The 19065-nt window shown below is 48.4% G+C and carries 17 protein-coding genes; 13 read left to right on the top strand and 4 right to left on the bottom strand.

Going from position 1 to position 19065, the window contains the following annotated elements:
* Positions 1-251: 251 nt before the first annotated feature.
* Together FTU69_RS02440 and paaZ are read right to left on the bottom strand one after the other, a co-directional pair.
* Positions 252-1676 carry an MFS transporter gene (locus tag FTU69_RS02440; RefSeq protein WP_168384153.1) on the bottom strand — a complete coding sequence of 475 codons (1425 nt, stop codon included), beginning with the start codon at positions 1674-1676 and terminating at the stop codon, positions 252-254.
* 200 nt (positions 1677-1876) lie between these two features.
* On the bottom strand, positions 1877-3994 hold the full coding sequence (paaZ, locus tag FTU69_RS02435) for a phenylacetic acid degradation bifunctional protein PaaZ (protein WP_180103418.1): 2118 nt from the start codon (positions 3992-3994) through the stop codon (positions 1877-1879).
* Positions 3995-4255: 261 nt separating this feature from the next.
* On the opposite strand from paaZ, the gene paaA reads away from it, so the two are divergent.
* The 12 genes from paaA to FTU69_RS02375 all read left to right on the top strand — a co-directional run bounded on the left by paaA (position 4256) and on the right by FTU69_RS02375 (position 15318).
* Entirely contained in the window at positions 4256-5200 is a 945-nt protein-coding gene (gene paaA, locus FTU69_RS02430; protein WP_104498663.1) for a 1,2-phenylacetyl-CoA epoxidase subunit PaaA, read from the top strand.
* 36 nt (positions 5201-5236) lie between these two features.
* The gene (gene paaB, locus FTU69_RS02425; protein WP_005177351.1) at positions 5237-5527 is read left to right on the top strand and encodes a 1,2-phenylacetyl-CoA epoxidase subunit PaaB; all 291 of its coding nucleotides are present in this window, start codon (positions 5237-5239) and stop codon (positions 5525-5527) included.
* Between the two features lie 11 nt (positions 5528-5538).
* Complete coding sequence (gene paaC, locus FTU69_RS02420; protein ID WP_005177355.1) at positions 5539-6294, top strand: 1,2-phenylacetyl-CoA epoxidase subunit PaaC; 756 nt, start codon at positions 5539-5541, stop codon at positions 6292-6294.
* A 28-nt stretch (positions 6295-6322) separates the two neighbouring features.
* A complete protein-coding gene (gene paaD, locus FTU69_RS02415) occupies positions 6323-6823 on the top strand; it encodes a 1,2-phenylacetyl-CoA epoxidase subunit PaaD (RefSeq protein WP_180103417.1) in 501 nt (166 codons plus the stop codon).
* A 39-nt stretch (positions 6824-6862) separates the two neighbouring features.
* Positions 6863-7921, top strand: coding sequence for a 1,2-phenylacetyl-CoA epoxidase subunit PaaE (gene paaE / locus FTU69_RS02410; RefSeq protein ID WP_005177359.1), 1059 nt, complete (start codon positions 6863-6865; stop codon positions 7919-7921).
* Between the two features lie 24 nt (positions 7922-7945).
* Entirely contained in the window at positions 7946-8716 is a 771-nt protein-coding gene (locus tag FTU69_RS02405) for an enoyl-CoA hydratase-related protein (protein WP_168397596.1), read from the top strand.
* Positions 8716-9507: a 2-(1,2-epoxy-1,2-dihydrophenyl)acetyl-CoA isomerase PaaG gene (gene paaG / locus FTU69_RS02400; protein ID WP_180103416.1), complete on the top strand. Its 792-nt coding sequence runs from the start codon at positions 8716-8718 to the stop codon at positions 9505-9507. Before FTU69_RS02405 ends, paaG begins: the two co-directional genes overlap by 1 nt.
* A 2-nt stretch (positions 9508-9509) precedes the next feature.
* Entirely contained in the window at positions 9510-11063 is a 1554-nt protein-coding gene (locus FTU69_RS02395) for a 3-hydroxyacyl-CoA dehydrogenase (RefSeq protein WP_180103415.1), read from the top strand.
* Between the two features lie 14 nt (positions 11064-11077).
* Positions 11078-12304: a 3-oxoadipyl-CoA thiolase gene (gene pcaF / locus FTU69_RS02390; RefSeq protein WP_180103414.1), complete on the top strand. Its 1227-nt coding sequence runs from the start codon at positions 11078-11080 to the stop codon at positions 12302-12304.
* A 43-nt stretch (positions 12305-12347) separates the two neighbouring features.
* On the top strand, positions 12348-13640 hold the full coding sequence (gene paaK, locus FTU69_RS02385; protein ID WP_005177377.1) for a phenylacetate--CoA ligase PaaK: 1293 nt from the start codon (positions 12348-12350) through the stop codon (positions 13638-13640).
* A gap of 60 nt (positions 13641-13700) precedes the next feature.
* Positions 13701-14648: a phenylacetic acid degradation operon negative regulatory protein PaaX gene (gene paaX, locus FTU69_RS02380; protein WP_005177380.1), complete on the top strand. Its 948-nt coding sequence runs from the start codon at positions 13701-13703 to the stop codon at positions 14646-14648.
* Between the two features lie 70 nt (positions 14649-14718).
* Positions 14719-15318, top strand: a complete 600-nt coding sequence (locus FTU69_RS02375) for a gamma carbonic anhydrase family protein (RefSeq protein ID WP_180088348.1) — start codon at positions 14719-14721, stop codon at positions 15316-15318.
* A 107-nt stretch (positions 15319-15425) separates the two neighbouring features.
* On the opposite strand, the gene FTU69_RS02370 is transcribed toward FTU69_RS02375, so the two are convergent.
* The gene (locus FTU69_RS02370; RefSeq protein ID WP_180088346.1) at positions 15426-17060 is read right to left on the bottom strand and encodes a long-chain-fatty-acid--CoA ligase; all 1635 of its coding nucleotides are present in this window, start codon (positions 17058-17060) and stop codon (positions 15426-15428) included.
* Positions 17061-17720: 660 nt separating this feature from the next.
* On the opposite strand from FTU69_RS02370, the gene FTU69_RS02365 reads away from it, so the two are divergent.
* The gene (locus tag FTU69_RS02365) at positions 17721-17930 is read left to right on the top strand and encodes a hypothetical protein (protein ID WP_075166751.1); all 210 of its coding nucleotides are present in this window, start codon (positions 17721-17723) and stop codon (positions 17928-17930) included.
* 43 nt (positions 17931-17973) lie between these two features.
* On the opposite strand, the gene bioB is transcribed toward FTU69_RS02365, so the two are convergent.
* On the bottom strand, positions 17974-18975 hold the full coding sequence (gene bioB, locus FTU69_RS02360) for a biotin synthase BioB (RefSeq protein WP_016658258.1): 1002 nt from the start codon (positions 18973-18975) through the stop codon (positions 17974-17976).
* Positions 18976-19065 lie beyond the last annotated feature (90 nt).

Raw genomic sequence — 19065 nt, 5'->3', positions numbered from 1 at the left:
CTTGTCGTTATAAGGAATCAGATGATCAACATACATGAATGTAGCACAGTTGCTGCTGCAAAAAGATTGCAGATGGTAGTAATACTGTATAAGCATCATCACCAGAAATCAGAGGAATTTTGAAGATGCTGAGAACGCGCAGATTAGGAGATAGAAAAGTCAATTTGAACAGGGACGATGAGATAGGATGGATGATCTGCCAGAAATAAATGAAGAATGAGGCCGGCTCATTCTTCATTAGGGTGGAGCACTTAGTTCAATTTTTCATGCTGGATACTGTCACGATAATAGCGACAACCTTTATATAGCAGGAATACGCCAATCACACCGGCTACTGCATTGACAATAGAAATCGAGTTGCCAACCATCAGTGTGTTTTCAAAATAGTTATCGGTAATTAAAGCCACAGCCGTAGTACCCACACCCAAGGCAATCAGGTTGGAGATCAGCAGGAATTTGGCAGAAACCTGAGCACGGAGCTGGTTGGGGGTCAGCATTTGTGTCGCGGCAGCCGAGGCTGGAATCGGGAAGGTCGAGAAGAACATCGCCACAAAAATCAGTGCAAACGATAAGTACAGATTATCTACCTGGGTAAACAGCACACTTGGAATAATCAGCGCTGCACAGCCCAAAGCACCGGCACGAATAGCCGCATCGCTATAGCCACGTTTGGAGAAAAAGTCGATGAGCCAGCCGCAGAACAGCGCACCCGCCGTATTCGCCACCAGAATAATACAGCCCAAGACATAACCAGTCTGACTGGCATCGAGACCAAAATGACGCATGTAATAGGCCGGTGCCCAGCCTAATAACGAATACAGCATCATGGTGTAGAAAGAGAAGCCAATAAAATGACAGAAGAAAGTTTTCTTGTGCAATTTAATAAAAGCCACCGAGTTTTTAAATGAGGCTTTAACCACTTCACCATCCTGACCGACTTTCACGCCTTTACGGCTGGGTTCACGTACGGTCAGAATCATCACCAGGGCCAATAATACACCCGGTAAACCGACAATAAAAAAAGTCAGTTGCCAGGTTTTTAATTCACCAATTATTGGCAATACCACAAAATCGACTTCTTTTAATAAGCCAATCACGTAGCCGCCAATCAGGAAGGCCAGACCAGAACCAATAAAGGCACCAATCGCATAAACACCTAAAGCACGGCCAAGTTTTTCTTTCGGGAACAGGTCAGCCACAATCGAGTAGAAGGCAGGTGACAGGGCCGCTTCACCGGCGCCGACACTTAAACGTGCTAAAAACATCTGGATGAAGTTTTTACTTAAACCACAAGCCGCTGTGGCCAGACTCCAGAAGGCAATGCCGATAGAAATAATTTTAATCCGTGATTTTTTATCGGCCAGTGCGGCAATGGGCACACCCATAAAGGCATAGAACAGCGAGAAGGCCAGGCCTTGCAATAAGCTGAACTGGGTATCACTGAGCATTAAATCGGCCTTAATTGGCTCAATCATTAAGGACAGAATCTGGCGGTCTACAAAAGACAGGATATAGGCCACCATACAGATAATCACCACATACCACTGATAGGTACTGCTGCTGTCCTGCGAACTAGGCGTGGCCGGCAGGTCAATGGGATGAGCCGCTTCAAACTGTTTGCTTTCGGGTTGAATATTCCTTTCAACCGCATCTATCTCTAGAGTTTTATCATTCATTGTGCAACTTCCTGTGCTGAACGTATAAGATAATATGATACGTTTTAAACCTTATTATTTTTGTTTTGTATCTTCTATCTTCAATTTATTCCTTTCTGCACAGCGGGTCAATCTGTTCTGAATAAAAAGATACATATTTTTAAGTATAAATAAAAAAAGGAATCATAAAGATTCCTTTTCTTGGTTCAATATAGTTCGGCTTAAGCTTCGCCACGTTCTACCAGTGTCAGAATATCGTAGGTGGCGACCAGTTCATTACGCTGGTTTTTCACTTTAATATCCCACACCACCACGCCGTGTGGCTTCTGGTTTGGGTCGCGTTGCTGTTTCGGGGTTTTCTGCTTGCAGGTCAGCTCGACCTGAATGGTATCACCAATTTTCACCGGCTCGACAAAGCGCAGGTTGTCCATGCCGTAGTTGGCAATCACCGGGCCAGGCGCAGCATCAACAAACAGACCGGCTGCGGCCGACACCACAAAGTAGCCGTGTGCGACACGCTCTTCAAACAGCGATTCTGCCGCGGCAATTTTGTCCATATGTGCATAGAAATAATCACCGCTTAAGCAGGCGAAGTTCACCAGATCGGCCTCGGTTACGGTACGGCGTGCGGTGAGCAGACGTTCACCAACACGTAATTCATCAAACGATTTTTTAAATGGATGAACCCGATCTTCAAACACCTGAGCACCGGCGGTCCAGCTATGCCCAATCTGGGTCATGGCATTCGGTGAACCTTGAATTGCGGTGCGTTGCATATAATGTTTTACCGCGCGCAAGCCGCCCAGTTCCTCACCTCCACCAGCACGACCCGGACCACCATGCACCAGATGCGGCAATGGCGAACCATGACCGGTACTTTCTTTGGCGCTTTCCTCATCCAGCACATGCACACGGCCATGCCACGGGGCAATCTTGGCAATCAGCTGTTCAATATTCTGCTCGCAATCACGTACCACCGAGGCCACCAGACTACCTTCACCGCGTGCCACCAGACCGGCCAGTTGTGCCAGATTATCATAGGCCATCAGCGTTACCACCGGACCAAAGGCTTCAATCTGATGCAGGCTGCTGGCCTGTTCAGGCTGTTCACAGACCAGTACAGTTGGTGGATAGAATGCGCCGAGTTCAGGTTGATCAGCCTGAATACTAAAGTCCTGACGTAAATGGCTACCAAAGACAATTTGGGCTTCCTGGCTTAACTGTTCCACCTTGGCCGCCACGTCCTGTTTCTGTTTGAGGCTGGCCAGTGCACCCATGGTGACCTGATCCAGCTCCGGATTACCGACCACCACTTTTTGCAGCTTGGCAATCAAACGTTCCTGCACGGTCGCTAAAAGTTCACGTGGCACAAAAGCGCGACGAATTGCAGTACATTTCTGTCCGGCTTTGCTGGTCATTTCACGGAAGACTTCACGCACAAACAGGTCAATCGCCGTATCGCTGGCCTGTTCCGTCAGAATGGCGCTGTTGACAGAATCGGCTTCCATGCTAAATGGAATCGAGTACTGATTCAGGTGCGGATGCGCACGTAATTTCTGGCCGGTTGCCGCAGAACCGGTGAAAGTCACGGTGTCTTGTGGGTTCAGCTGCTCAAACAGGTCATAAGTCTGGCCGCAAATCAGCTGTAATGCACCTTCCGGTAAATACCCGCTGGCATGAATAGCTTTAACTACGGCATGGGTCAGCTCGGCACCTTCGGTCGCCGGTTTAACAATACACGGTACACCGGCCAATAAGGTTGGCGCGATTTTTTCCAGCATGCCCCAGATCGGGAAGTTAAAGGCATTAATATGCACCGCCACGCCTGCTTTCGGGCTTAAGACGTGTTTGGCGCCAAAAGCGCCATGCTTGGACAGCGGAATCCAGCTGTCTTCCACCCAGGCGGTTTCATCGCTCAGTTCGCGGCGCACCAGACTGGAGTAGGCAAACAGGGTACCAATACCACCTTCGACATCAATCCAGGCATCTTTACGGGTACAGCCGGTGGCTTTGGCCAGTTCATAAAAATCTTCTTTACGTTCCAGTAGATATTGCGCCACCTGTTTAAGTGCATTGGCACGCTGATGAAAAGTCCAGGAGGCAATCGCCGCGCCATGCTGTTTGGCATAGTCGACCACCGCACGGGTATCGAGGCCAAAGCTGCTGACCTGATAAATGGTTTCACCGGTAATGGCATGCTGTACCGGACGGAAATCCTGACTCGCAACAAATTCCTGACCGCATACCAGTGAGCTTAAGGTCTTCAGTGCCGGGCGAACGCTTGAATAATCAGTCGCTTGCGATTCCGTCTGCGCTGTCTGGGTGTCTAACTCAAGCATGATATAACTCCTTTTATGATACGTTTTGAGTAATATTTTAGTTTTGATGTTTCATAATTTCTGACTTTAACGCGCTTTTGTCAATCATATTTCTGCTCAAATTTTGCAATAAAAAATTTTTTAAAAAATAAAAATATTAAAAAACAATAAATTGAGTTAATTTTGTGAATTATTTTATTTGATACTTAAAAATTAATATTGATTTTTAAAATGTATCGTTTTAATTTTAATACCAGAACACTTGGGATAAGTGAGGATAAAATGACAAATCAACTTCACAGCTTTGAGCAGGCAATTGAAAAGGACATTTCAATTGAACCTAAAAACTGGATGCCAGAGGCTTACCGTAAAACCCTGATTCGCCAGATTGGCCAGCATGCACATTCCGAAGTGGTCGGCATGTTGCCAGAAGGCAACTGGATTACCCGTGCACCTAGCCTAAAACGTAAGGCCGTATTGCTGGCCAAAGTGCAGGATGAAGCCGGTCATGCGCTGTATCTGTACAGCGCGGCAGAAACTCTGGGCGCCGATCGTGACGACATGATGGACAAGCTGATTGCCGGTCGCATGAAATATTCATCCATCTTTAACTATCCAACCCTGAGCTGGGCCGATGTAGCCGCGATTGGCTGGCTGGTCGATGGCGCAGCGATTGTCAATCAGGTCGCGCTTTGCCGTACCTCTTATGGTCCGTATGCCCGTGCCATGGTGCGCATCTGTAAAGAAGAAAGTTTCCATCAGCGTCAGGGCTTTGAAGCCATGATGCAACTGGCCAACGGTACGTCAGAACAAAAACAGATGGCGCAAGATGCGGTTAACCGTTTCTGGTGGCCGGCGCTGATGATGTTTGGTCCAAGCGATGACAACTCGCCGAACAGCGCGCAAAGTATGGCCTGGAAAATCAAACGTTTCAGTAATGATGAACTGCGTCAGAAGTTTGTCGATAACACCGTACCGCAAGTGTTGCAGCTTGGCTTGAGCGTGCCAGATCCGGACTTACGTTTTAATCAAGACACTGGTCACTACGAATTTGGTGAAATCAACTGGACCGAATTCTTTGATGTGATTGCCGGCAAAGGCCCATGTAACCACGAACGCATTGAAGCACGTCGTAAAGCCTGGGAAGGCGGCAAATGGGTGCGTGATACCGCAGCCGTTTATGCACAGAAACAGCAGACCCAGCAACAACAACAGAAAGTTGCTTAAGCAGCTCACATAGGGAAATGAAGAAGGAATACGCTCATGGACAATAAAAATCACTGGTCGTTATATGAAGTGTTTGTACGCAGCAAACAGGGTTTAAGCCATCGTCATGTTGGCAGTCTGCGTGCATCTGATGATGAAGTGGCGCTGCAAAATGCACGTGACGTTTATACCCGCCGTAATGAAGGGGTGAGTATCTGGGTGGTGAAATCGGAACTGATTACCTCATCTCAACCAGATGAAAAACCGGAATTTTTTGATCCTTCGCTGGACAAAGTCTATCGTCACCCGACGTTTTACAATATTCCAGATGGCATTGAGCACATGTAAGGAGCAGTACAATGAATCAAACTGTATTAGCACAATTTCTCCTGCATGTGGGCGATAGCCAGCTGATTTTATCGCACCGTCTGGCCGAGTGGTGTGGCCATGCGCCGGAACTGGAGCTGGACATTGCACTGGCCAATATCGGTCTGGACCTGCTCGGTCAGGCACGTACCGCTTTAAGTCTGGCTGGTGAGATTGAAGGTTTGGGCCGTGATGAAGACAAACTGGCTTATTTCCGCACCGAACGTGAATACCGCAACCTGTTGTTATGTGAACAGCCGAATGGTGACTTTGCCCAGACCATGGTACGCCAATGGTTAATGGATCTGTATCACCTAGAACTGTTTACAGCTTTAAGCCAGAGCCAGCAGGCCGATGTCGCTGCTTTTGCGGTGAAATCTTTAAAAGAAGTCAAATATCATCTGCGTTTTTCTACCACCTGGATGGAGCGCTTAAGTCTGGGCACTGCCGAAGCGCATGAGAAAACCCAGCAGGGTTTGAACCAGTTATGGCGTTTTACTGCAGAGCTGTTTGAACAGACCGCAGATGAGCAGCAGCTGGTCGCACAGGGCATTTTACCAGACTTTGCACCTTTAAAAGCCGCCTGGACGGCACAGGTACAGACCGAACTGCAACGTTTTGGCCTGAGCCTGCCAGACACGGGTGCGTATCGTAGTGGCGCCAAACAGGGCCTGCATACCGAACACCTGGGCTTTATTCTGGCCGAACTGCAATATATGCAGCGTTCCTATCCAAATATGGCCTGGTAATTCAGCTTGATCACAGGGAGTGAGTCGCATGAATTTAATTCGACATTGTCTAGATGAATGCTGGAATGCGCTGGCGCAGGTGTCTGATCCGGAAATTCCAGTGTTGTCGGTGCTGGATCTGGGCATGATTCGCGGCGTTGAACTCAACGCGCAAGATGAAATTGTGGTGCGACTGACCCCGACCTATAGCGGCTGTCCGGCCACCGATCTGCTTAAAGATGAAATCACCGCGGCGTTCCAAAGTAAAGGTCTAACCCCGGTTCAGGTGGTGGTGGATTTATCGGAAGCCTGGACCACCGACTGGATGAGCGAAAGTGGCAAGCAGAAGTTGCAGCAGTACGGCATTGCGCCACCACAAGGCCAGTCACATCAATGTGGCACGCATGTGGCGCTCAGTGATGGCATTCGCTGTCCACACTGTCATAGCCAGCAGACCAAATTATTAAGCGAATTCAGTTCCACAGCCTGCAAAGCCTTATACAAGTGTCAGGACTGTCTTGAACCGTTTGACTATTTCAAATGTATATAAGTATGACAAGCATCGTCGGCATGCAAGAGGGATTTTCACATGAGCCAATTTATACCTTTAACCATTAAATCAATTCAGCCACAAACCGAACAGGCCATCTGTATTGCCTTTGATCTGGCACCTGAACAGGCCGATTTATTCCAGTATCAGCCAGGCCAGCATCTTACCATCCGTCATTTGACCGAGCAGGGTGAAATCCGTCGTTGTTATTCAATTTGCAGTGATCGTGCTGAAGACATGAGCATTGCCATCAAGAAAATTGATCAGGGCCAGTTTTCGACCTGGGCCAATGAACATCTTAAAGCCGGTGATGTACTGGAAGTGATGCCACCACAAGGCGTATTTTTTCAAAAAGCAGCCAAAACTGGCGGCCAGAATTATCTTGGCTTTGCTGCTGGTAGCGGCATTACCCCAATTTTGTCGATTGTGAAATCGGTGCTGAACCATCAGCCGGGTGCGCATTTTACCTTGGTTTATGGTAACCGTTCCTGGAAACAGACCATGTTCTCGGAACAGATCATGGATTTAAAAGACCGTTATAAAGAGCGTCTACAACTGGTCAATGTTTTCTCGCGTGAACTGAATGACAGCCAGTTACTCAATGGCCGGATTGATGCGGAAAAACTGCAACAGCTGTTTCAGGCCGGTTTAATTCATTCCCAGTTCGATCACTGCTTTGCCTGTGGCCCGGAAGAGATGATGAATGCAGTGGAAACAGTGTTACCAGAACTGGGCATCGAGCGCAGCAAAATTCACACCGAGCGTTTTAATACCGGCACTGCACCGAAAGCCAGCGCGGCACAAATTGAAAGCCGTAGCGAAGAGAAGGTTAATATTATTCTCGATGGCCGTGAGCTGATTGTCGACGTTTCCAAACAGGATGACAGCATTCTCGATGCCGCCTTACGTGCCGGTGCTGACTTGCCTTATGCCTGTAAAGGCGGGGTCTGTGCGACCTGTAAATGCAAGGTGCTGGAAGGTGAGGTCGAAATGGCCATCAACTACAGCCTGGAAGAAGATGAAGTGGCCAAAGGCTATGTGCTGAGCTGTCAGGCACGTCCGACCAGTGCCAATGTACGCTTGAGTTTTGACGAATAAGCAGCGGACAGGGAGTCACAAGCCATGGATTATTTAAAAAGCAGTCTGGCTGCGCCGGGTGTGGTGTTAATTGAACTGAACCGCCCGGAAAAGCGTAATGCCTTGAACAATGCCACCTTAAAAGAACTGGCTGGTCATCTGCAGCAGCTGGATGCAGATTCCAGTGTAAAAGCCGTGGTGATTACCGGCAATCCGCAGTGTTTTGCTGCCGGGGCAGATTTAAATGAACTGGCGCAACTGGATGTGGTGAGCATCCAGCAGGATCAGCGTCCATTGCTGTGGAAAGGTATTGATGAATTTTCCAAGCCACTGATTATGGCGGTCAATGGTTATGCGCTGGGGGCAGGTTTTGAACTGGCCTTGCATGGCGACATGATCATCACCGGTGAAAATGCCCAGTTTGCACTCCCTGAAATTGGTTTGGGCATGTTACCAGGCGCCGGTGGGACCCAGCGTTTGGCGCGTCTGGTCGGACAGCAACTGGCGATGCGCTGGGCCATGACCGGAGAGATGGTCTCCGCCACGACCGCCTTGCAACACGGCATTAGCAGTCAGGTCTGTCCAAGCGGCCTTACGGTGCAATATGCACTGGAACTGGCAACAAAAATTGCAGCGCAGGCGCCACTGGCTATCCGTGCCATCAAACAGTCCTTAAAGTCGATTCATGAAGTGACCTTGAGCCAGGGCCTAAAATTAGAACGTCAACATTTTGTCTGGCTGGCCGCGACCCAAGACCGTCAGGAAGGCATTCAGGCATTTTTAGAAAAAAGAAAACCGGAATTTAGAGGTGTGTAATGGATTACCAAACAATTATTGTCGAAGAAAAAAATGCAGTGGGCTATTTGACCTTTAACCGTCCGAAGCAGCTCAACAGTTTTAATGAAACCATGCATCAGGAAGTGTCCAAGGTTATGAAGGCCTGGTCCAAAGACAGCAAGATTCGCGCGGTGGTCATTTCTGCCGAAGGTCGTGGTTTCTGTGCCGGACAGGATTTGAATGACCGCGTGGTCGATCCGAATGCCGATGCACCAGATTTAGGCCTGTCAATTGAAAAATATTACAACCCTTTAATCAAGCTGATTACCGATATGCCCAAACCGGTGCTGTGCGCAGTCAATGGGGTTGCGGCCGGTGCTGGTGCCAATATTGCCTTGGCCTGTGACATTGTACTGGCGGCAAAATCGGCGTCTTTTATTCAGGCTTTCTGCCGTTTAGGTCTGGTTCCGGATTCTGGCGGCACCTGGTTCCTGCCGCGTCTGGTTGGCCGTGCCCAAGCCATGGGGCTGGCCATGCTGGGTGATAAAGTCAGCGCAGAACAGGCGCTGCAACTGGGCATGATCTGGCAGGTGGTAGAAGATGATCAGCTGAAAGCCGAAGCCGAGAAAATGGCCGAGCATTTAGCCAAACAGCCCACCTATGGTCTGTCCTTAATCAAAAAAGCCATTCATGCTGCAGCCGATAATAATCTGGATGAGCAGCTCATTCTGGAACGTGACCTGCAGCGTCTGGCCGGCCGTTCAAGTGATTATAAAGAAGGCGTCCAAGCCTTTATGCAAAAACGCACACCGCAATATACAGGATGCTAATCATGAAACAACTTTGTTTACAGCAGGCCCGTGTCGCGGTGATTGGCGCCGGCACCATGGGCATTGGTATTGCCCAATTGGCGGCGATGCATGGCCATCCAACCCAGCTGTTTGATGTGGATGTGCAAAAATCTGAGGCTGCTTTGGCACAATTGAAAACACAGCTGGAAAAACGTGTTACGGCCGGGAAAATGACAGCGCAGCTGTTAGAGCAAACGCTGGCCAATTTAACGATTGCCAGCGATCTTCAGGCACTGGCGAATGCACAACTGGTGGTCGAAGCCATTGTGGAAAAGAAAGAAGTCAAACAAGCGCTGTTTCAGCAACTGGCAGCACTGTGTCCGGTAGAAACCATTTTTGCCTCTAACACCTCATCCATTTCCATTACCGCCATTGCCGCGGCAATTCCACAGCCTGAGCGTGTGGTCGGACTGCACTTTTTTAATCCGGCACCGGTAATGAAACTGGTAGAAATTATTCGTGGCCTGAAAACCTCAGCCCAGATTGCACAGGCATTGTTCAGCCTGATGCAAAGTTGGAATAAAGTGCCAGTGACGGCCAAATCAACTCCGGGTTTCATTGTCAACCGGGTAGCGCGTCCTTATTATGCCGAAGCTTTTCGTGCCTTACAGGAAAATGTCACCACGCCTGAACAATTGGATTTTATCATGCGTGAATGTGGCCGCTTTGCTATGGGGCCGTGTGAACTGACCGACTTAATCGGGCAGGATATCAATTTTTCCGTGACCCAAAGCGTCTATCAGGAATTCTTTTATGAGCCGCGCTATCGTCCGTCTTTAATCCAGAAAGAGCTGGTGGATGCCGGCTGTTTCGGCCGTAAAAGTGGGCAGGGTTTTTATGATTATCGTCAGGCTGAACGTTCACCGGCCTATCGTTTACCGGCTATGCCGAGCGTTGCACCGGGTGAACTTAAGCTTGCAGTCAATGGAAGCTGGTCACATTCTAGCGGCTTGATCTCGCGGATTCAGGCAGCCTCACAGCTGAAAGTGCAGCGTCAGCCACAGGCAGATGAAGAGATTGTACTGGGTGATGTACGCCTGCGTTTAAGCCGCGGTGAATCGGTCGAGCTGGACTATAGCAAGGACAAAGTGGTGCTGATGGACTGGCATGCTGACTGGAATGTGGCACAGGCGTTACCAATCGTGGCATCACCGGCCTGTAACGCAGCCGATATCGCCAAAGTCGAGCAGTTTTTTGCTGCGATTGATCTGATACCAATCTGGACTAAAGATCATGCAGGTCTGTATGTGCTGCGTACCATTTCCATGCTGGTGAATGAAGCCAGTGAAGCAGTGCTGCATGCTATAGCAACCGAACAAGATATTGATTCAGCAATGAAATATGGTGTGAATTATCCGCAAGGTCCATTCCAGTGGGCAGAAAAAATTGGATATAACACTATTTTACAAATTTTGAAAAATATGTATCGTATTTATGGTGAAGAACGCTACCGTTGTAGTATATATTTAAGCAAGAAGGCTGCACAGGAACGTACGCAGTCAGAGCAAGAATTAGAATTTCGCCAAGCAGGCTAAGGAAACCACAGGACATGGAACAGGTATTTATTTGCGATGGAATTCGCACCCCAATTGGCCGTTATGCCGGTGCACTCAGCAGCATCCGTGCAGATGACCTGGCTGCCTTGCCAATACAGTATTTAAAAGCCCAGCATCCTGAACTGCCTTGGCAGGAACTGGATGAGGTGATTTTAGGCTGTGCCAATCAGGCTGGTGAAGATAACCGTAATGTGGCGCGTATGGCTGCCTTGCTGGCCGGCATGCCGGACAATGTCGCGGGCATCACCCTAAACCGTCTTTGTGCCTCAGGTTTAGATGCGGTTGCCACAGGCGCGCGTATGATCAAGGCCGGTGAAGCGCGGTTTGTACTGGCCGGTGGGGTTGAGTCCATGAGCCGTGCACCTTTTGTCCAGTCCAAACCGGAAACCGCTTTTAGCCGCACCCCGGAAATTTTTGATACCACCATCGGCTGGCGCTTTATTAACCCGAAATTTAAAGCGCAGTTTGGCGTCGATAGCATGCCGGAAACCGCCGAGAACGTTGCAGAAAAATACCAGATTCATCGTGCCGATCAGGATCTGTTTGCCTATCGTAGCCAGCAGAAAACTGCAGTGGCCCAGCAAAACGGAATTCTGGCCGAAGAAATTATGCCGGTTGAAATTAAAGACCGTAAGAAAAACAGCATCATCTTCCAGACCGATGAGCATCCACGTGCTGACACCACGCTGGAGGCTTTAGGCAGCCTGAAAACCCCGTTTCGTAAAGAAGGTGGTTCAGTCACTGCTGGTAATGCTTCCGGGGTAAATGATGGCGCTGCCTGTGTCATGCTGGCCAATCAGGCTTTTGTCGATCAGCATCAGCTCAAGCCTTTGGCAAAAGTGGTGGCTTCGGCCAGTGCCGGTGTTGAAGCTAAATATATGGGCATTGGGCCGGTGCCGGCGGTACGTAAAGTACTGGCGCTGACCGGGCTAACCCTGGACCAGATGGATATCATTGAGTTGAACGAGGCCTTCGCCGCACAGGCACTGGCGGTGACCCGTGAACTGGGCTTGCAGGATGATGATGCCCGGGTCAATCCAAATGGCGGCGCGATTGCCTTGGGACATCCACTCGGGATGAGTGGAACGCGTCTGGTGATTACCGCCATGAAAGAATTAAAACGTCGTCAAGGGAGATATGCACTGTGCACCATGTGTGTCGGTGTGGGCCAGGGCGTGGCCATGATTATCGAAAATGTGGATGAGGACACATCCAAGTAAAAAATACAGCACTCAATCAGGATGATTGAAAAGGAGTAATAAGATGAATAACAATGCAATGGAAAAAATCGAAACTGTTTCAATCGATGAATTACGTAGCATCCAGCTGCAGCGCATGAAAAAAACGCTGCAGCATGCCTACCAGAACAGCCCGGTGTATCAAAAGAAGTTTGATGAAGCAGGGGTCCATCCTGATGATTTCAACACTTTGGAAGATCTGGCCAAATTCCCGTTTACCACCAAACAAGATTTACGTGACAACTATCCGTTTGGCATGTTTGCCGTGCCACAGGAACAGATTGTGCGTGTGCATGCCTCATCAGGCACCACCGGCCAGCCGACCGTGGTCGGGTATACCCAGCAGGATATTCAGACCTGGTCAGATGTGGTAGCACGTTCCTTACGTGCAGCCGGTTTAAGTGCCAAAGATACCATTCAGGTGTCCTATGGTTATGGTCTGTTTACCGGCGGTTTGGGTGCGCATTATGGCGTAGAGCGTTTGGGTGCCACGGTTATTCCAATGTCGGGTGGCCAAACCGAGCGTCAGGCGCAGCTGATTCATGACTTTAAGCCCACCGCTTTAATGGTTACGCCATCTTACTGCCTGAATATTATTGAAGCGCTGGAAAAGAAATTTGGTACAGCCAAAGACTGTTCTATCCGTACCGGTATTTTTGGTGCCGAGCCGTGGACCAATGAAATGCGCAAGGAAATTGAAGAGCGCTTGGGCATTGATGCGCTGGATATTTATGGCCTGTCCGAAGTAATGGGACCGGGTGTGGCAATGGAATGTCTGGAAAGCAAAGACGGCCCAACCATCTGGGAAGATCATTTCTATCCGGAAATTATCAATCCGGAAACTGGTGAAGTCCTGCCAGATGGTGAACTGGGCGAGCTGGTCTTTACCACCATCACCAAAGAAGGTATGCCGGTGATCCGTTACCGTACCCGTGACCTGACCCGTCTGTTACCTGGCACGGCACGCACCATGCGTCGTATGGACAAAATCGTTGGACGCAGCGATGATATGATGATTATCCGCGGTGTGAACGTGTTCCCGTCACAAATTGAAGAGCAGATTTTACATATTCCGCAGCTGATTCCGAATTATCAGATTCATATTTGTAAACAGGGACACCTCGACACATTGCATATTCAGGCAGAAATGCGTAAAGATACCAATGATGTTATGGCGCACCAGTTGGCCGGGCAGTTAAAAGCCCAGATTAAAACCATGGTGGGCATTAGCGTGACGGTGGATGTGTTGCCGGAAGGTAGTCTGCCACGCTCAGAAGGTAAGGCGCAGCGGGTATTTGATATCCGAAAGTCTGCATAGGTTCAGTGGGCGATTGACTGCGGTCAATTGCCCTCACAAACAGGGTGTGAATACATCGCAATGAATCCAAAACTAAAACAAAGTATTGATGATTTTATTCAGCATGAAGCCTTAAGTGGCACATCGCTGATTATGACCGTATTTGGTGACTGTATTTTTCATCGCGGTGGGATTATCAGTCTGGCCAGCCTGATCCAGCTGATGGATGTGTTTGGCCTGAATGAACGTTCGGTACGTACCGCCGTATTTCGTCTGGTACAAAACGGCTGGTTGGTATCGGAAAAAATTGGCCGCACCAGTTATTACCGTATTACCGAAAACAGCCGTCAGCGTTTTATTATGGCGGACCAGAAAATTTACAGCTTCCAGCACAAGGAATGGGATCAGAAATGGGATCTGGTACTGCTCAGTTCGGTCGAGCTGGAAAATAAAGCCATTTTAAAGAAAGAACTGGAATGGCTCGGTTTTGCCAATATTGCCACCAACGTGATGGCTTATCCGGGTTGTGATCATCTGAAACTGCAAAATCTGCTACTGAATCTGCAAATGACCGATCAGGTGGTGATCTTTAAAGCTGAAACCTTGCAGTTATGGCAGGAGTCGTATCCAACCATTAAACGCATGGTGGCAACCAACTGGCCGGTGCCTGAACTGCATCAGCGTTATGAAAAATTCATGGGTGATTTCCGTGAATTTCTGAATCTGGTTGATGCCGAAGATGAACTGGACCCGGTGCAAGCCTTCCAGATCCGGATTTTGCTGATTCATCAGTATCGCCGGATTTTGCTGAAAGATCCGAACCTGCCGTTTGAGCTGCTGCCATCGGACTGGTTATCGCTGAATGCACGCAACTTAAGTAGCAACCTGTATCAGCGTGTGGTCAGTGCCGGAGAAGAATTCTTTATGGAACTGGCGCGCACGTCGGAAGGTTCAATGCCACCGGCGCATCCGCAATTCTTCAAGCGTTTTGGCGGTATTAAAATAGAAGAACCCAGCTCATTGGCTTGAGCTTATTCATAGAGCTTCCTTACCTCGTAGTAGGGAAGTAGCCACTCCGCTTATTTTAAAGGAATAAAATATGCCGTGTTACTCCATTGATGGTGTGATTCCTGTGGTGCATCCACAGGCTTATGTGCATCCAACTGCTGTACTCATTGGTGATGTGATTATTGAAGCCGGGGCTTATATCGGCCCATTTGCTGCCTTACGTGCCGACTTTGGCCAGATTCATATTCAGCAAAATGCCAATGTGCAGGATTCCTGTACCGTGCATGGTTTTCCGGACAGCGTGACGCTGGTGGAAGAATATGGTCATATCGGACATGGGGCAATTTTGCATGGCTGCATCATTCGCAAAAATGTACTGGTTGGCATGAACAGCGTGATTCTGGATGAAGCGGAAATTGGCGAAAATACCATTATTGGTGCCAACAGTACCGTAAAAGCCAAAGCCCAGATTCCGGCCAATGTCCTGGCACTCGGCAGTCCAGCCAAGGTGGTGCGGCCACTGGAAGACAAGGAAATTGCCTGGAAACGTCATGGCACCCAGCAATATATTGAACTGACTGCACGCTGTCTGCAGAGCATGCACGAGGTCGAGCCATTACCTGAACAAACTGCTTCACGCCGTAGCTATCGTGATTTTTCTGCCGAGCATGTAATTAAAAAACACGCTTAAGTGAATATAAATAGCAGTGATCCTTAGGTATATCGCATTGTTAATCCCATAAAAAAGCGCTGAATCTATCAGCGCTTTTTCTATCTTGTATTTACATAGACCAATATTTACACGGGCGCTTCCATCAACACCTGACCATATTGTTCGCGTAAATCTTTTTTTAGCATTTTGCCGGTCCCGCTGAGCGGAATACTGTCAACAAAAATCACCTTGTCCGGAATCTGCCATTTGGCCACCTTATCGGCATAGTAGTCCAGCAGTTCGTTTTCGGTAAGCTGGCTGTCCGGCACTTTCATGGCAATGACCACCGGACGTTCATCCCATTTTGGATGGCTGGCGGCAATCACTGCAGCCATGGCAATTTCCGGATGGCACATGGCCAGATTTTCCAGTTCTACCGATGAAATCCATTCACCACCCGATTTAATCAGGTCTTTAGAACGGTCACTAATGTGCAGGAAACCATCACTGTTCAGGCTGGCAATATCGCCCGTATCGAACCAGCCATCACTGGTCAGGGCAGATTCCTCTTTGCCAAAGTAACGCTCGATAATCCAATGGCCTTTAATCTGTAAATTGCCAGTGGTCTGGCCATCACGTGGTAGCAAGTCGGTGCCTTTTTCTGCAGAAGCCAGACGTAAATCTACCCCAAATGGTGGACGACCTTGAGATAGGCGTAGCTGGGTTTTCTCTTCCGGGCTGAGCAGTTCATGCTTGGCTTTGAGCTGGTTGGCAGAACCCAGCGGACTGGTTTCAGTCATGCCCCAGGCATGAATGGTGTCGCAGTTATACTGCTCTTTAAAGGTTTTCAGCATCGCCGGCGGGCAGGCCGAGCCACCAACAACATTGCGGTTCATACTTTCCAGCGTGCTGCCAGCCTGTTTGGCTGCGGCCAGTAAACCTTGCCAGATGGTCGGCACACCCAAGGCCACCGTCACTTTATAATTATCAATGAGCTGTACCAGACTGGCACCATCCAGCCCTGGTCCCGGAAACACCAGGGTTGAGCCAACCATCGCCGCAGCATATGGCGTGCCCCAGGCATTGACATGGAACATTGGAACCACCGGCAGCATTACATCTTTGGCCGATAAATTCAGGGAGTCGGGCAGGCTGATGCCATAACTGTGCAGCAAGGTGGAACGGTGGCTGTAGAGCACGCCTTTTGGATTACCGGTGGTGCCTGAGGTGTAGCACAGGGAACTGGCCATATTCTCATCCAGTTCTGGCCAGTCAAATGTCTTGGACTGGGCGGCAATCAAATCATCATAAAACTGAACTTCAGGCAATTTTTCCCGGACCGCATCATCCGGTGCATCCAGACAGATAAAATGCTCCACCTGCGGCAAATGCTGTTTTACCCCGACAATTAGCGGCAGGAAGGTTTTATCAAAAATCACCACCCGGTCTTGAGCATCATTAATAATAAAAATCAGCTGTTCAGGAAACAGACGCGGGTTAATGGTGTGGCAGACCAGACCACTCCCGGAAATTGCATACCAGCTTTCCAGGTGACGATGATTGTTCCAGGCAATGGTTGCCACACGGTCACTCTGTTCTAGGCCCAAGGCCTGCAGCGCATTGGCAAAGCGTTTGGCATTCTCTGCCACAGCGGCCCAGTCAGTGCTGCTCATGCTGCCATCGGTATTTTTTGAAATGATGGGTGTATCGCCATGATAGCGTGCTGCATGTTCAATCAGCGAGCTAATCAATAACGGTTGATACATCATACGTCCAAGCATGTTGACATCCTTATTCCATTTTTTTGTTGTTTAAATAATGTCTTGTTTCTTGACTACTTTTCCGAGGCATCATTGCCGAAAAAGGCTGTTTTTTCATCCTAAACACTTGCGTGATGAAATCAAGAGGGGATTACAAAAAATCTGTTTTGTGCAGAATTAAACCGAAAAATGCGCTAGCTATTTGAATATAGAGTAAAAGCTTCAATAAGTATGATGAATGACGTTCAAAAGAAGTCCTTGAAATAACACTTGATCTTTTTAAAAAATGTGTTAAAAAATGAGTATAACCAATTTTGGTTATGCTTGTTTCAGGATGAAATAAGCGGCAAGAAGCTGAATGAAAAATAATCAAAAATAGGAGTGTTAGGATGCTTCAATTATTAAAAAACTTTTTCTGCTTACATATTTATGAATATGAGCAAATGGAGGAAATTGGTGCGCATATTGAGTGTCGTAAGTGTGGGGCCAATAAATCATAGAGGGGATCAAACCGGATTCGAAAAAGAAGTGGGCTAGACTCACTTCTTTTTGTTGATACACTGCATCAACATTCGCGCAGGCTCATCTCCGCCTTTAAATATTTAAATCTCATTGCAAGCTGCTTTATTTACTGCCGTTTCAGGCTAAAATCCTGTCATCTCTCTATAACTGAATGTGTACATGGCCAAAGATTTTAATGCCCCGACCTATATTGTAGATGATCAGCTCAGCGATACCTTGGCCTGGCTGTGTCAGCATCAGGACTGTTTTGATGCCTTCCATTTTGATGTCATCAAGCAGGAACTCACGGTTTATCATGCCAATGGTGCCGATCTGATTAAACCGGGTATGTATCTGAATGCCAATTATGGCCTGTTAATTACCTCATAAAAAAAAGCCCATCCAGAAGATGGGCTTTTTCGTGTGATGCGGATTAAACCGCCATCGCATCTACTGACAGTTCCTGAACGGTCGGTTTGGCTTTTTCCGCCACCAGTCCCAGTTTCTGGAACAGTTGACGGTCTTTACCTTCACCGGCATTTGGGGTGGTTAGCAGCTTTTCACCCGAGAACAGTGAGTTGGCACCAGCCATAAAAGCCAGGGCCTGATCTGAATCAGATAAAGATTCACGACCGGCAGACAGACGGATATAACTGGTTGGCATGATAATTCGCGCCACGGCAATGGTACGAATCCATTCGGTGACATCGAGTTTTTCTACATCGGCCAGTGGCGTCCCTTCAATTGGGACCAGCATATTAATCGGTACAGATTCCGGATGAATCGGCAAGGTGGCCAGTTCATGTAACAGGCCAATCCGATCCTGGGTATCTTCACCTAAACCGACAATACCGCCGCTACAGACTTTCATGCCGGCATTACGCACATGCTCCAAGGTATTTAAACGGTCATCGAAGCTGCGGGTACTAATAATGTTGGCATAGTATTCGCGTGAAGTATCGAGGTTATGGTTGTAATAATCCAGGCCAGCATCTTTCAGACGTTCTGCCTGAGACTGGTTCAGCATACCCAGCGTCATACAGGTTTCCAGACCCAGCGCTTTTACTTCACGCACCATTTCCAGTACATAAGGCATATCGCGTTCATGCGGATTGCGCCACGCTGCGCCCATACAAAAACGTGAAGAACCTGATTCCAGCGCTTCCTTGGCTTCCTGAATCACTTTTTCAACGGCAATACGTTTTTCAGCTTCCAGCTGTGAATCATAATGAGCCGATTGAGAGCAGTACTTGCAGTCTTCCGGGCATTTACCGGTTTTAATCGAGAGTAAGGTACTGACCTGAATGGTATTGGCGGCAAAATGCTCACGATGTACGCGCTGTGCCTCAAAAACCAAATCTAAAAACGGTTGCTGATAAAGTGCCTCAATTTCTTCACGAGACCAATCATTACGTACCGGACGCATACTGCTCATAAGTCTGTCCCTAATTATCCATATTTTGCATACTACATATTAAGCAAAAGCGGCAGGCGCTTCATTAGCAAAATATGACGTAATCCAAAA

Source organism: Acinetobacter sp. YH12134, assembly GCF_013418555.1.
Classification (GTDB): domain Bacteria; phylum Pseudomonadota; class Gammaproteobacteria; order Pseudomonadales; family Moraxellaceae; genus Acinetobacter; species Acinetobacter indicus.
Note: the sequence above shows the minus strand (reverse complement) of the source record. Positions and strands in the feature narration are given on the sequence as shown.